This window comes from Mesorhizobium sp. M1050 (assembly GCF_040318715.1).
Taxonomy (GTDB): domain Bacteria; phylum Pseudomonadota; class Alphaproteobacteria; order Rhizobiales; family Rhizobiaceae; genus Mesorhizobium.
Map to the genome: position 1 here is coordinate 66,702 of NZ_JAMYMV010000024.1, position 13,084 is coordinate 79,785.

General features: G+C 62.5%; 13 protein-coding genes. 3 read left to right on the plus strand and 10 right to left on the minus strand.

Annotated elements, in window-relative coordinates; all coding sequences use genetic code 11:
* Nucleotides 1-2: 2 nt before the first annotated feature.
* The 10 genes from ribD to NKH57_RS15730 form a co-directional block, all read right to left on the minus strand.
* The gene (ribD, locus tag NKH57_RS15685; protein WP_352945279.1) at nt 3-1,118 is read right to left on the minus strand and encodes a bifunctional diaminohydroxyphosphoribosylaminopyrimidine deaminase/5-amino-6-(5-phosphoribosylamino)uracil reductase RibD; all 1,116 of its coding nucleotides are present in this window, start codon (nt 1,116-1,118) and stop codon (nt 3-5) included.
* 2 nt (nt 1,119-1,120) lie between these two features.
* On the minus strand, nt 1,121-1,600 hold the full coding sequence (gene nrdR / locus NKH57_RS15690) for a transcriptional regulator NrdR (RefSeq protein ID WP_256750776.1): 480 nt from the start codon (nt 1,598-1,600) through the stop codon (nt 1,121-1,123).
* Between the two features lie 95 nt (nt 1,601-1,695).
* A complete protein-coding gene (locus tag NKH57_RS15695; RefSeq protein ID WP_352605228.1) occupies nt 1,696-2,025 on the minus strand; it encodes a GlpM family protein in 330 nt (109 codons plus the stop codon).
* A 47-nt stretch (nt 2,026-2,072) separates the two neighbouring features.
* The gene (locus tag NKH57_RS15700) at nt 2,073-2,663 is read right to left on the minus strand and encodes a hypothetical protein (protein ID WP_352945285.1); all 591 of its coding nucleotides are present in this window, start codon (nt 2,661-2,663) and stop codon (nt 2,073-2,075) included.
* A gap of 81 nt (nt 2,664-2,744) precedes the next feature.
* Nucleotides 2,745-4,058 carry a serine hydroxymethyltransferase gene (gene glyA / locus NKH57_RS15705; RefSeq protein ID WP_023759906.1) on the minus strand — a complete coding sequence of 438 codons (1,314 nt, stop codon included), beginning with the start codon at nt 4,056-4,058 and terminating at the stop codon, nt 2,745-2,747.
* A 177-nt stretch (nt 4,059-4,235) separates the two neighbouring features.
* Entirely contained in the window at nt 4,236-5,882 is a 1,647-nt protein-coding gene (locus NKH57_RS15710; RefSeq protein ID WP_352485758.1) for a Na+/H+ antiporter, read from the minus strand.
* A 139-nt stretch (nt 5,883-6,021) separates the two neighbouring features.
* Nucleotides 6,022-7,275 carry a L,D-transpeptidase family protein gene (locus NKH57_RS15715; protein WP_352605224.1) on the minus strand — a complete coding sequence of 418 codons (1,254 nt, stop codon included), beginning with the start codon at nt 7,273-7,275 and terminating at the stop codon, nt 6,022-6,024.
* 349 nt (nt 7,276-7,624) lie between these two features.
* On the minus strand, nt 7,625-8,140 hold the full coding sequence (ldtR, locus tag NKH57_RS15720; RefSeq protein ID WP_008875359.1) for a transcriptional regulator LdtR: 516 nt from the start codon (nt 8,138-8,140) through the stop codon (nt 7,625-7,627).
* Between the two features lie 238 nt (nt 8,141-8,378).
* The gene (locus NKH57_RS15725; RefSeq protein WP_352605222.1) at nt 8,379-8,801 is read right to left on the minus strand and encodes a DUF6163 family protein; all 423 of its coding nucleotides are present in this window, start codon (nt 8,799-8,801) and stop codon (nt 8,379-8,381) included.
* Nucleotides 8,798-9,841, minus strand: a complete 1,044-nt coding sequence (locus tag NKH57_RS15730; protein WP_352945282.1) for an enoyl-CoA hydratase/isomerase family protein — start codon at nt 9,839-9,841, stop codon at nt 8,798-8,800. The genes NKH57_RS15725 and NKH57_RS15730 overlap by 4 nt, the downstream gene beginning before the upstream one ends.
* Nucleotides 9,842-10,154: 313 nt before the next feature.
* Here NKH57_RS15730 and NKH57_RS15735 point away from each other — a divergent pair, with 313 nt between their 5' ends.
* From NKH57_RS15735 to NKH57_RS15745, 3 genes are all read left to right on the plus strand, one after another.
* Nucleotides 10,155-10,982, plus strand: coding sequence for a DUF2066 domain-containing protein (locus NKH57_RS15735; protein ID WP_352730592.1), 828 nt, complete (start codon nt 10,155-10,157; stop codon nt 10,980-10,982).
* A 99-nt stretch (nt 10,983-11,081) separates the two neighbouring features.
* A complete protein-coding gene (hemB, locus tag NKH57_RS15740; RefSeq protein ID WP_352730594.1) occupies nt 11,082-12,113 on the plus strand; it encodes a porphobilinogen synthase in 1,032 nt (343 codons plus the stop codon).
* 213 nt (nt 12,114-12,326) lie between these two features.
* Nucleotides 12,327-12,974 (plus strand): dihydrofolate reductase family protein, encoded by a 648-nt coding sequence (locus NKH57_RS15745; protein ID WP_023759914.1) that lies wholly within the window; start codon nt 12,327-12,329, stop codon nt 12,972-12,974.
* Nucleotides 12,975-13,084: the final 110 nt, after the last annotated feature.

Here is a 13,084-nt window from a genome sequence, read left to right on the forward strand (position 1 = left end):
TCCTAAATGTCTCTTATCCACTCGGCATAGCTGTCTTCGCCGAAACGCATCTCGCGCAATTTGCGAAATCCTGCCGGGATATGCTCGGCGTCGATCGGCGATGCAATGCCGTCATCACCGATCGCTTCCGGCCCTTGGAACAGCACGATGCGGTCGACCAACCCATCGGCGAGGAAGGCGCTCGCCACCTTGGCGCCGCCCTCGACCAGCACGCTTGCCATGCCGAGCGCGGCGAGATCCTCAAGCAGTTCGGGCAGTGCGACACCGCCTTCATGTGTTTCGGTGCCGATGAAGCGCACCCCGGCGCGTTCCAGCATAGTCCGCCGCTGCGGATCGGCCTCCAGGCTAGCGGCGACATAGAGCGGTACCCGGTCCACGCCCGACACCAGTTTCGAGGCCTCCGGCAACCTGATCTGGCGGTCGAGCAGGATGCGCGCCGGCGAACGGTTCTCCAGCCCCGGCAAGCGTACCGTCAGGGCCGGATCGTCTTCAAGGGCTGTGCCGATGCCGATCAGTATGCCGTCCGCCTCGGCCCGCATCAGATACACCTCGCGGCGCGCGATATCGCCGGTGATCGACACCTGCCCCTCGCCCTCCCTGCCGATCTTGCCGTCGCTGGAAAGCGCAAGCTTGAGAACCACTTCGGGGCGTTTTCTCAGCGATCGAATCAGATAGCCGGCCATCTGCTCGGCAGCTTCCCCGGCCAAGACCTTCTCGACCACCTCGACACCGGCGGCACGCAGGATTGCGTAGCCCCTGCCGGACACGCGCGGATCGGGATCGCTGGCCGCGCCGACGACGCGCGCGACGCCGGCATTGACCAGCGCATTGGCGCAAGGCGGCGTGCGGCCATGGTGGGCGCAAGGTTCCAGCGTGACATAGGCGGTAGCACCACGCGTTAGCTCGCCGGCCTCGGCCAGGGCCTCGGTTTCGGCATGCGGGCGGCCGCCGACCGCGGTGACGCCGGTGCCGACGATCATGGGACCGTTGCCGTCATCGCGCACGATCAGCGTGCCGACAGACGGGTTGGTCGAGGTGCGCCCGGCGTTCTTCCGCGACAGCCTGAGCGCCGCTGCCATGAACCGGCGATCAAGGGCGGCCTGTTCGCTTGCGGTCATGCTCAGCTGGCGTCCTCTTCGCCTTTGACTTCGTCTCCCTTGAGTTCGCCCAGCAATTCGTGGAAATCCTTGGCCTCGCGAAAATTGCGGTAGACCGAGGCGAAGCGGACATAGGCGACATCGTCGAGCGACTTCAGCGCTTCCATGACCAGCCGGCCGACCTCCCCCGAAGCAACCTCCGTCTCGCCGGAGCTTTCGAGCTGGCGCACGATGCCGGTCACCGCGCGGTCGATGCGCTCGGGATCGACATTACGCTTGCGCACGGCGATCTCCACCGAGCGCAGCAGCTTGTCGCGGTCGAACGGCACTTTGCGGCCCGATTTCTTGACCACCACGAGGTCGCGCAACTGCACGCGCTCGAATGTGGTGAAGCGGCCACCGCAATCGGGGCAGACGCGCCGCCTGCGGATCGCCGCGCCATCCTCGGCTGGGCGAGAATCCTTCACCTGCGTATCTTCGGACTGGCAATAGGGACAGCGCATGGAGAGCCTTTGGTTGGCGAATCTGGCGAAGCGAAAGGCTTAGAGCCTTTCCGGCCCGGATTGAAGCATTTCCGTCCCTTCGACGGCCTGCCGCATCAGAGATAGCGAGGCGCGAGGAAGATTGCCAGCGCGGCAATCAGCCAGATGGCGATGCCGCCGGCAACAGCCAGCCGGTAGTCGACACGATCGATGAACAGCCAGCAGGCGCCAAGGAAAGCGAGATAGGCAGGAATGGTCTTCACGCCGGCGAGGCAGGCATCGCGAAAGCCGCCCGGTTCGCCCCTGGCGCCCACGGCGAGCAATGCGATGACGGCAAAGGTCGGTGCCAGCGGCAGGATCCCGGGCAAGATGTTACCGCGTTTGGATGCCCAAACGATCAGCGCCGTCATCAATCCGCCGACCACGCCTTTCCAGACGATATCCATTCAATGCTTCCCTCTAATGCCTGCCCAATGCCTGCCAGACAGCAGCTTCAAGGTGCGACGTCGGCTGTCGCGAAGCCACAAGACATGCCAAGGCTGCGGTAGGCCTTGTAGAAACCGTCCATCGAGATGGTCGCGACCGGCTGTTTGCCGAAGACCACGTCGAGCGTGGTCGCACGGCGCATGGCGCGCAGCAACGCCAGGCTGGTCTTGGGCTTGTTCTCGACCATCCAGGCGAGACGGCCAGCGACGGAATCGTGGGAATAGACGGTTGCGGCAACCTGACCGGCGGCGTCGCCGAATTTTGCCGCGATCTTCTTGCCGGTCGGAAGATCCTTGTTGCCGATGGCGATCGTCATCGCCGGGTAAGCATCCGGCGGCAAGGCATCACCATTCGAGATCGAAAGGGTCAACGTACCAGGATAGCCGCCGCTGTCGACGAAAGCGGTCGAGGCGACGCAGGTCTTGCGCGCATCCTGGCCCGTGTCCAGGACATCGACGATGGTGGCCCATCTGCCGAAGGTGCCGGTAGCAGGTACGTTTGGAGTGGGCTGGGTCTGCGCGAAGGCACTGCCGGACAGTGTCAGGAAAGCGACCAGCCAACCATGGGCCCCAAGGGTGGTGAGGCGGAAATTGCGCATCATCAGATCTCCTGTTCGGCGCGCCACCCAACAATGGGCAGGCGCGCCGCTGGCCGATAAGAGATGACGCCTCGCGTCAGGTCAACCGAGATAGGGATAGAGCGGGAAACGATCGGTCAGCGCCACGACCTTGGCCTTGACTGCCGCTTCCACAGTCGCATTGCCCTCGTCGGAATTGGCGACCTTGAGACCATCCAGCACTTCGGCGATCAGCTTGCCTATCTCGCGGAATTCGGCTTGGCCGAAGCCGCGCGTGGTGCCGGCCGGGGTGCCGAGGCGCACGCCCGAGGTGACGAAAGGCTTTTCCGGGTCGAACGGGATGCCGTTCTTGTTGCAGGTGATGTTGGCGCGGCCGAGTGCCGCCTCGGCGCGCTTGCCGGTGGCGTTCTTGGGCCTGAGATCGACCAGCATCAGATGGTTGTCGGTGCCGCCGGAGACGATGTCGAGGCCGGTTTCCTTGAGACTGGAGGCGAGCGCCTTGGCGTTGGCGGCGACGCTCTCGGCATAGACCTTGAAGCTCGGCTTCAGCGCTTCGCCGAAGGCAACCGCCTTGGCGGCGATAACATGCATCAGCGGGCCGCCCTGCAGGCCGGGGAATACCGCCGAATTCATCTTCTTGGCGATGTCCTCGTCATTGCACAGGATCATCCCGCCGCGCGGGCCGCGCAGCGACTTGTGCGTGGTGGTCGTCACGACATGCGCGTGCGGCAGTGGCGACGGATGCACGCCGCCAGCGACCAGGCCAGCAATGTGCGCCATGTCGACCATCAGATAGGCACCGACCGCATCGGCGATCTCGCGAAAACGCTTCCAGTCCCAGACGCGCGAATAGGCAGTGCCACCAGCCAGGATCAGCTTCGGCTTGGTCTCATGCGCGGTCTTCTCGATGGCGTCCATGTCGAGCAGATGGTCGTCCTTGCGCACGCCATACGACACGACCTTGAACCATTTGCCGCTCATGTTGACCGGCGAACCATGGGTCAGGTGGCCGCCCGAATTGAGGTCGAGGCCCATGAAAGTGTCGCCGGGCTGCAAGAGCGCCAGGAACACCGCCTGGTTCATCTGGCTGCCGGAATTCGGTTGGACGTTGGCGAAGTTGCAGCCGAACAGCTTCTTGGCCCGCTCGATGGCCAGTTCCTCGGCTATGTCGACGAACTGGCAACCGCCATAATAGCGCTTGCCTGGATAGCCCTCGGCATATTTGTTGGTCATGATCGAGCCCTGCGCCTCCAGTACAGCGCGGGAAACAATGTTTTCCGAGGCGATCAGCTCGATCTCATGGCGCTGGCGGCCAAGTTCGTTGCGGATGGCGCCGAAAATCTCCGGATCGGCATCTTCCAGCGTGGTTTCGAAGAAAGATTCGAACTTGTTCGACACTGCCGCTGCTGTTGCCATGGGCTGAAATCCTCGGGGGTTCGGGGGCAATTTTGTCTATGCATGTCGTTGCACCATAACCGCTGCACACTTCTGGGCGACATGCATTTGCCGGGCCATTAACACAGTTGTTTTCGCCCCGCCACGTTTGCGGCGCGAAATTTGCTGGCCGGTTTGCGCCAGCGAGGCAACAAGAGACTATTTCCTCGTCTTCCGACCTTTCAGCAAGGCTTCGGTGAGCGTGATCTCGGTAAACAGCGCCTGCGACGTATGGTCATTGATCTCGCCGGCGCGAAACATGTCACGCACGGCCGCGCGCTCGGCGTCGATGCCGGCGAGCCGCAGTTCCAGCTCCAGCCTTCCGGATTCGCGGGCCTCGGCGCGGGCCTCATCGGCTTCATCCGAGGCGGCGATGCGACGCCGGTAACCGGCGACGATGTTCTCGGCGGCGGCAATCCTGGCGCCGGGCACCTCGCCTTCGCCCTCATCCTCCGCCGCCGCAATGCTCTCGATGCGCGCGATTGCCGCCTTGGCAGCACCGACACGCGCCAGGCGTTCCTCGGCGGCACCGGCCTCCTCGCCCGGTTCGACCAGCCCCCTGGCGATCCTTGGCAGAGCGAGACTGGCGAAGACCAGCGAGCAGATGATCACGCCGGCGGCGAGGAAGATAACCAGATTGCGCGCCGGAAACGGCGAGCCGTCCGGCATGGCGAGCGGCAGCGACAATATGCCGGCCAGCGTGATCGCGCCGCGCACACCGGCCACGGAACCGGCGAGCCGCACGCGCAGCCCGAACGGCTCCGCCTTGCGCTTGCCCAGACGCGCGGCGATACCGGCCGCGATATCGCCGATCCAAATCCACAGGAAGCGTAGCGCGATCAGGCACAGCGTCAGCGCAATAACAGTCGCGATCGGTTGGATGATCGGATGCAGGCTCATCAGTTCCGGCGGCACATGGCGGATGATGTCGGGAAGCTGCAGGCCGAGCACGATGAAGAGAGCGCCGTTGAAAACGAAGGAAAGCGTCATCCACAGCGACATCGTCTGCATGCGCGCCGAGACGCCGAGGAAGCGGAACACGCCGGAGCCACCGGCGAGCAGGCCGGCGGCGACCGCCGCCAGGATGCCGGACGCTCCGACGTGCTCGGCGCCGAGATAAGCTATGAAGGGCAGCAGGATCATGACCAACACCTGCGCCTCGGCTGGCACGCCGCCGATGCGGTTGAGCACTTGCAGCAGCTTGGCGGCGACGAACAACGCCGCGACGCCGATCAGGATGCCGATCGCCACGGCGTAGAGGAAACTCAGTGATGCCGCGGCAAAGGAAAAGCTGCCGGTCAGTGCTGCTGCCACGGCGAAGCGGAACATGACGAGGCCCGACGCATCGTTGAGCAGCGACTCGCCTTCGAGAATGTGCATCAGCCGCGCCGGAACGACATTCTTGTCGACGATCGAAGACACAGCCACAGCATCGGTCGGCGACAGCACCGCGGCCAGCGCGAAAGCGACAACCAGTGGGATGCTCGGCACCAGCCAGTGCAAGGCGTAGCCGAAGCCGACGATGGTGAAGAAGACGAGCCCGATGGCAAGATCCAGGATCGGTCCGCGCAGAGCCACCAATTCACGCTTCGGCGCGCCATAGGCATCGCCAAACAGCAGCGGCGGGATGAACACCAGCAGAAACAGTTCCGGATCGATCTCGACATGGATGCCGCGCACCGGCCATGCGAGTGCGGCGCCCATGGCAATCTGCAGCACCGGTAGCGGCACCCGAACCAGGCGCACCAGCGCGCCGGAAAGCGCGACGAAGGCGAGCACAACCAGAATGAAGACGGCGACTTCCATGGTCCGGTTCCAGACTTGTCCGCCGACCATGCGCAAAGCCGGCCAATCCGTCCAGCCGCCCTCCCATGAAACTGCGGCGAGACCGAGTAACGAAAAGGCCGCCTTGAACGGCGGCCTTTTTAATAAAAGATTCAGTCACTTAAAGCGACGACGTGATCTGCAGCTCGTTGGCGCCGTCGAGCGCGTAGACGTCGTCGCGGAACTGCACGACGCCCGGACCCGTCGACCAGGCCGAGAGATAGAGGAAGTGGACCGGCACCGGGTTGGTGACCTGGATCGGCGTGTTTTCACCAGTCTTGATCGCCGCCTCGAAATGCTGGCGGTCCCAGCCGGGAGTGTCGCGCAAGATCCAGGTGACGAGATCGCGCACATTCTGCACACGCACGCAGCCCGAGGAATCGAAACGCATCATCTTCCCAAACAGGCTCTGCTGCGGGGTGTCGTGCATGTAGACGCCGTCGGGGCTCGGGAAATTAATCTTGACCGAAGCCATCGCGTTGCCCGCACCCGGGTCCTGGCGGAAGCGATACTTGGCGGCATCGTCGGTCGACCAGTCGACATTGAGAGGATCGACCTCGCTGCCGTCCGGCGCGAACAGGCGGATATGGCTGTCCTTCAGATAATCGGGATTCTTCCGCATCAGCGGAATGATGTCCTTGCGCACGATCGAAACCGGCGCGTTCCAGTACGGATTGACGATGATCTCGTTGATCTTGGAATTGACGATCGGCGTCTGGCGATCGATCTTGCCGACGATGGCGGTGTGGCGAAGCACGACGCGGTCGTTCTCGACGGCTTCGATCTGTGCGGCCGGAATGTCGACCAGCACATAGCGGTTGCCCAACGTGCCGGCCTTCTCGCGCAGCCGCTGCAGATTGGTCTGCAACTGGCCAAGCCGGATCTGCGCCGAAACGTTCATCGCCGCGTAGGTGTATTTGCCGAGCGAACCGTCGGCAGGCAGGCCGTGGCGCAACTGGAAGCGCTTGACCGCCGAGTCGACATAGGAATCGAAGGCCGTCGAAATGCCGGCGCCTTGTGCCAGGTCGCCGGAAACCATCAACCGCTTGCGCAACGGCACCACATCGGGATCATCGACGCCGAGCTGCAGCTTCTTGGTCGCGGGAACCTCTACCCAGCCGCCCTGCCCGACGATATTCTGATATTGCGCGACCGCCTGTTCGGTGAAAGCGACGGTCTGCAGGCTGAAGATCGGCAGCGTCGAGGCCACCTTGCCGCCCTCGCTGGCGCGGGCGTCGAACTGATCGTCCCAATTGCCGCGCGCCGAGGACTTCAGGATATCACCGATCACATCCTGCGCATTGGCGCCGCCGGCAACCAGCGCGGCTGCGAGCGCGGAGGCCCCGGAGAGGAAAAAACGACGGCTGGTCTTCATGGACGTTCCAGACATTTGTAGCAGTTCGATCACTTGCTGCGTTGATCACCGGGCGATCTCGCCCGCACTCTAAAATTGGCAATCTTAACAATTAGCCAACCATGCTCCGCATCACCTTGGTGCAACGCACGAGGCGCGATATGGATTGCGGGTGAACGCAGGGTCTTCACCACAGCATCACTGCCACTCTCGGTTCCATTGGAATATGGCGGCAACGTGGCTTGGCGTCCAAATCCGGCCGGCCGGCATCCCGAAAAGAAATGGACCGATGCTTTTCGGCACCGGCCCTGACTGAAGGTCGATATTTCGGCCGCGCTTCTGTGGCGCGGGCCGGATACGATGTTGCACCTTACATCCGGTAGGCGATCGTGTCGTTCCAGAAGCGGTCGAGCCGCTGCAAAGCGCGGTTCATCTGCTTGAACTCGTCGGTGTTGATGCCGCCGACCTGCTCGATCGAGCCGACATGGCGCTCGTAGAGACCGGCGACGACTTCCGCGACCTCGTTACCCTTCGGGGTCAGCGAGACGCGGACCGAACGGCGGTCGATGCGTGAGCGCTGGTGATTGATGAAGCCGAGATCGACCAGCTTCTTCAGATTGTAGGAGACGTTGGAGCCGAGATAGTAGCCACGCGAGCGCAGCTCGCCGGCTGTCAGTTCGGAATTGCCGATGTTGAACAGCAGCAGCGCCTGGATGGCATTGATGTCGGAACGGCCGTTGCGGTCGAACTCGTCCTTGATGACATCAAGCAGGCGGCGGTGAAGCCGTTCAACAAGCTGCAGCGATTCCATGTACAGGGAACGGATAGCCTCGCGGCGATCGTCGGATACGTTGGCGGTCTTCGCCGCCGGACGCGAATTGATCATTGTCTTTGCCTCTCGTTTGTCGCCCTGGTGATTTTTTGTTTTTCACCTTGATCGCGACACTATCGAATACTCATAAAATTCGACTTAAACGCTAGGGCTAACAAGAGCTTACCGGTAATAGGTTTCGAAAGAGGCTTAACGAACGGTCACCCGAGCAAGGATAATTAACCTAAAGATTTCGGCAGTGATTTCGGGGCTGAATTCAGGCAGCCGCCAGGTCGCCAATGTGCTCAAGGGCTTAGTGGCGGACGGGGCGCTTCTGCAGGTAGATGATGACGCGGAAGACGATGTAAAGCACCGCCACCGCGGCATGCGAGACGACAATCAGCAGGTGGTGGCCGAAAAGCTCGGGAAAGCCGGCATACATCACTGTCTCGGTCGCCGCGCAAATGAACCAGATCACCGGGCCCCAGGACGCCAGCATCCACAGGCCCGCAGCGGCGAAGGGAAAGAAAACGGCGAGCACCACGGCGGCGACTTGCCAGTGCACGGGCATCAGGTCAAAACGCCACAGCGGGCCCGGATAGAAGCCGATCAGCTTGATCCAGTACAGGATGCCGAACAGCAGGCAGTAACTTGATATGACCCGCTGGAACCAGGCAAAGATCACCTCCACCCCGGAAGGCTGCAGCACGACGCGTCTCGAGGTCACCTCGCTCAAAGCACGAGCTCCCGTTCCCCAAGCGGAGCGAAATAGGCGTCGACATCCGCCTCGCTGATCGCATCGAGGCTAGCCGGACGCCATTGCGGTTTTGCGTCCTTGTCGATGACGGCGGCGCGGATGCCCTCGTAGAAATCGTGGCCGGCAAGCATCCTGTTGAGGATGCGGAACTCCATCTTCATGCAAGCGTCCATGGACAGTGTCAGCCCGGCGCTGATCTGGCGCCAGGCGACGCGCAGGCTGGTCGGCGAGCGAGTGCGGATCGTCGCCAGCGTCTTGGCGGCGAACTCGTCAGTGTCCGCCGCGCGCTCCAGGCTGTCGATGACGCGTTTCAAGGATGGTTGCGAAAAATGGCGAGATATCGCCTCCAGCGTCGACCTGTCGGTCTCTCGCTTAGCGTGAGAGAAGAAGCCGCGCAGCGCCGGTTCCGGATCGCCGGTCAACGTCAGCCGTTCGAGGAAGCTGCCCTGATCCTCGGCCTTGATGGTGTGGGTAGCCAGCCCCGACCACAGTGCATCGCCATAGCGGATACGATTGCCCGTCAGCGCCAGATACATCCCGAACGAGCCACTGAGATCGGGCAGCAGGTGGCTGGCGCCGACATCCGGGAAAAAGCCGATGCCGACCTCCGGCATGGCGAACTGGGCATTTTCGGTCATCACCCGGTGCGAGCCGTGGAACGAGATGCCGACGCCGCCGCCCATGACGATGCCGTCGATCAGCGCGACATAGGGTTTCCTGAAGCTGCTGATGCGGGCGTTGAGCCGGTATTCGTCGGCGAAGAAATCGACCGGCGGTTTTCCCGCCCGGCCGGTCTCATAGATATGCAGTATGTCGCCGCCTGCCGAAAAGGCCCTGCCCTCGGCCTTGACGACGACGATATCGACGCCCTGGTCGGCTTCCCAGGCGGAAAGGGCAGCGTCGAGCGCCCTGATCATGCGATGCGTCAAGGCATTGAGCGCCTGCGGCCGCCTCAACGTAATGACGCCGGCACGGCCCAGATGTTCGAAGCGGATCTCGTCGCCTCCGCCAAAATCCATCGTGAAAGAATCCCTTCTCCCGCGCCGCCGGGATTGAAGTGCTAGAGCGTGGCGCATGGGCGCGTCAATGCCAAGCCCTGCCGGTCGGGGTCAGTTTGGATCTCGAGGGCAGAAAGAGGCCATCCTTTGCGGCCCAGCCAAATCGGTGCGCATCGGCATTGGAACCTCCAACCGACTTCAGGACATTCGTCGAAGATGCAGCCGTGACCGGATCCAGGATAAAGTTAAAACTGGGCCGCCAGCGCGTCGTCTTGGCCACCGGCGGCAGCCGATGCTAGAGAGTGGCTGACAGCCTCGAACCGGACGGTAAGACATGCGGCCGTTTTTGCGCCTTGCCCTTGTTCTGGGTGGCCTGCTGGCCATCTGCGCCGCCAATGGCCTGGCCGAGGCGGCTGATATCGACGATCTCTATAAATCCCAAACCATCGTCACTGGCCAGGACGAGCCAAACCGCCAAGCAGGTTTCAAGATCTGCCTCGATGAGGTCCTGGTGCGGGTTTCCGGCGACCAGCGCCTGCTGGAAAAACCAGAGATGACGGCACTGCGCGACAAGGCCGGCAGCTTCGTCACCGGCTTCCGTTACCGCGACCGCATGGAAGGCATTCCGGTTCATGACGAGCAAGGTACGCATGACCGGCCGCATGACCTTTATTGCCAGTACACGCCGGCGACGATCGATCCGGTTCTGGCTTCGCTCGGCAGCAAGCCCTGGCTGGCCGAACGGCCGACGCTCTCGGTAGTCCTGGCTGTGGACGACTCGCGCCGACATTTCGTCCTTGCCAGTGATGGGGACGAAAACCCGTACATGATAGAGTCTTTTCAATCGGCCGCCGGCCCCATGGCGATGTCGATTGTCGTTCCGAACAAGGCCACGCTCGCCAAGGCCGGACTCACTTTCGAAGAGGTGGGTCCTATCTCACCCGAACTGCTAGGCAATGTTGCAAGAAGTATCGGCAGCCGCCAGGTCTTGGCCGGCAGCATCGTGTGGAGCGACAAGGACCTCGGCTGGATCGCCGATTGGCGGCTTAAAGCGGACGGGAAGACCTATCATTGGCAAGTGCGCGGCGTTAGTTTCGATGAAGCGTTTCGTGTCGCCATGCGGGGTGCTGCTCAGATCCTTTCGGGCAATGGATCGCCTTGACAGGCCGTGCTGCCCTCCAGGCGATTTGCTGGCACAAACGTGTCGCATTGGTCAGCGGCAAGGGCTCGTGATAAAAGCCGCCGATCTGGAGTTTTGGCGATGAACAAATTCACCCCCGCAAAGCCAGCCGGCGCTCGCAGCGTCGACGACATCACCGGCAGCCGCCGTTTGCGCCGCATGCGCAAGGCCGACTGGTCGCGCCGCCTGGTGCAGGAGAACAGGCTCTCGGTCGATGATCTGATCTGGCCGATCTTCGTCGTTGACGGCAGACAAGTGCGCGAGCCGATCGCCGCCATGCCGGGCGTCTTCCGGCTGTCGATCGATCTCGCGGTCAAGGAGGCCGAACGCGCGGCAAAGCTCGGCATTCCCGCACTCGCCACCTTCCCGAATGTCGACATTTCGCTGCGCGACCAGACCGGCTCGCACATCCTCGACCCCAACAACGTCATCAACCGCGCCACCCGCGCGATCAAGGACGCGGTGCCGGAGATCGGCATCATCACCGACGCCGCGCTCGACCCGTTCACCAGCCACGGCCATGACGGCATCCTGCGCGACGGCATCGTCGTCAACGACGAGACGGTGGAACAGGTGACCGCTGCGGCCGTCATCCAGGCGGCAGCCGGCGCCGACATCATCGCACCGTCCGACATGATGGACGGCCGCATCGGCGCTATCCGCGACGCGCTCGACGCCAACGGTTTCCAGGACGTGGCGATCATGTCCTACGCGACTAAGTTCGCCTCGGCCTTCTACGGCCCCTATCGCGAGGCGGTCGGCACCGCCGGCCTGCTCAAGGGCGACAAGAAGACCTATTACATCGACCATGCCAATTCCGACGAGGCGGTGCGCGAAGCCGAACAGGATATCGCGGAAGGCGCCGACATGCTGATGGTCAAGCCCGGCCTGCCCTATCTCGACATCATCCGGCGGTTGAAGGACGAATTCCAGATGCCGACCTTCGCCTACCAGGTGTCCGGCGAATATTCGATGATCAAGGCCGCTGCCGCCAATGGCTGGATCGATGGCGAGAAGGCGATGCTGGAAAGCCTGCTGGCCTTCAAGCGCGCCGGCTGCGACGGCATCCTCACCTACTTCGCCCCCGAAGTGGCGAAGCTGTTGAAGGGATAGTTTCTCTTCCACCGGCGGCCGGTCGCGGCGAGCAAATGCCGACCATTCGCCTCTGCATCCAACAATTTCCGGTTCTGGCGAGAGCCACGGCGATGCCTCGCCAGTGCCATCGCATGAGGTCGGTTTGCGCTGAAAAACCGCTTGCATTTCGCAAGCAGTTTGTTACAAGACAACAGCTTGCAAAAATACCAATTGGCTACCGAGGAGGCCCTTATGCCCAAACTTCGTGTCAACGCTTTCACCCTATCGCTCGACGGTTATGGCGCCGGTCCCGATCAGGATCTGCAAAATCCGCTCGGCGTCGGTGGGGAATCCTTGCACAAGTGGTTTGTCGACACTCGCACCTTCCGTGAGATGGTGCTCGGACAAGATGGCGGCACCACCGATATAAACGAGGCGTTCGCGGCGCGCAGTTTCGAGAATGTCGGCGCATGGATCCTCGGCCGCAACATGTTCGGACCGATCCGCGGCGAATGGCCCGATGACAGCTGGAAGGGCTGGTGGGGCGATAACCCGCCCTACCATGTGCCGGTTTTCGTGTTGACCCATCACAAGCGCGAACCGATCGTCATGGAGGGCGGCACGACCTTCTATTTCATCACCGACGGCATCCATTCGGCACTTGAACAGGCAAAAGCAGCGGCTAATGGCAAGGACGTGCGGGTGGGCGGCGGCGTCGCCACCATCCAGCAATATCTCCAGGAGAAGCTGATCGATGAGATGCATCTGGCGATCGCGCCGGTGCTGCTCGGTACGGGCGAGAACCTTTTTGGCGGCCTGGACATGGTCAAGCTCGGCTATGTCTGCAGCGAGCAGGTTGCGACGCCGCTCGCCACGCACGTCACCATCAAGCGGGCTTAGGTGGAGAGCCAATCTCCCCCCGCGAGGGCAGGGCTATCGCATATGAGTAAAGAGGCTAAGCAGGTTTTGATCGGCCCATCGTGCCTTGAGTCGTTTGTGGCTGAGCGGGA

Bases quoted from the DNA above. Each gene is read 5' to 3' on its own strand.
- ribD (WP_352945279.1), bottom strand. From the start codon at position 1,118: ATGACCGCAAGCGAACAGGCCGCCCTTGATCGCCGGTTCATGGCAGCG.
- nrdR (WP_256750776.1), bottom strand. From the start codon at position 1,600: ATGCGCTGTCCCTATTGCCAGTCCGAAGATACGCAGGTGAAGGATTCT.
- NKH57_RS15695 (WP_352605228.1), bottom strand. From the start codon at position 2,025: ATGGATATCGTCTGGAAAGGCGTGGTCGGCGGATTGATGACGGCGCTG.
- NKH57_RS15700 (WP_352945285.1), bottom strand. From the start codon at position 2,663: ATGCGCAATTTCCGCCTCACCACCCTTGGGGCCCATGGTTGGCTGGTC.
- glyA (WP_023759906.1), bottom strand. From the start codon at position 4,058: ATGGCAACAGCAGCGGCAGTGTCGAACAAGTTCGAATCTTTCTTCGAA.
- NKH57_RS15710 (WP_352485758.1), bottom strand. From the start codon at position 5,882: ATGGAAGTCGCCGTCTTCATTCTGGTTGTGCTCGCCTTCGTCGCGCTT.
- NKH57_RS15715 (WP_352605224.1), bottom strand. From the start codon at position 7,275: ATGAAGACCAGCCGTCGTTTTTTCCTCTCCGGGGCCTCCGCGCTCGCA.
- ldtR (WP_008875359.1), bottom strand. From the start codon at position 8,140: ATGATCAATTCGCGTCCGGCGGCGAAGACCGCCAACGTATCCGACGAT.
- NKH57_RS15730 (WP_352945282.1), bottom strand. From the start codon at position 9,841: ATGGATTTTGGCGGAGGCGACGAGATCCGCTTCGAACATCTGGGCCGT.
- NKH57_RS15735 (WP_352730592.1), top strand. From the start codon at position 10,155: ATGCGGCCGTTTTTGCGCCTTGCCCTTGTTCTGGGTGGCCTGCTGGCC.
- hemB (WP_352730594.1), top strand. From the start codon at position 11,082: ATGAACAAATTCACCCCCGCAAAGCCAGCCGGCGCTCGCAGCGTCGAC.
- NKH57_RS15745 (WP_023759914.1), top strand. From the start codon at position 12,327: ATGCCCAAACTTCGTGTCAACGCTTTCACCCTATCGCTCGACGGTTAT.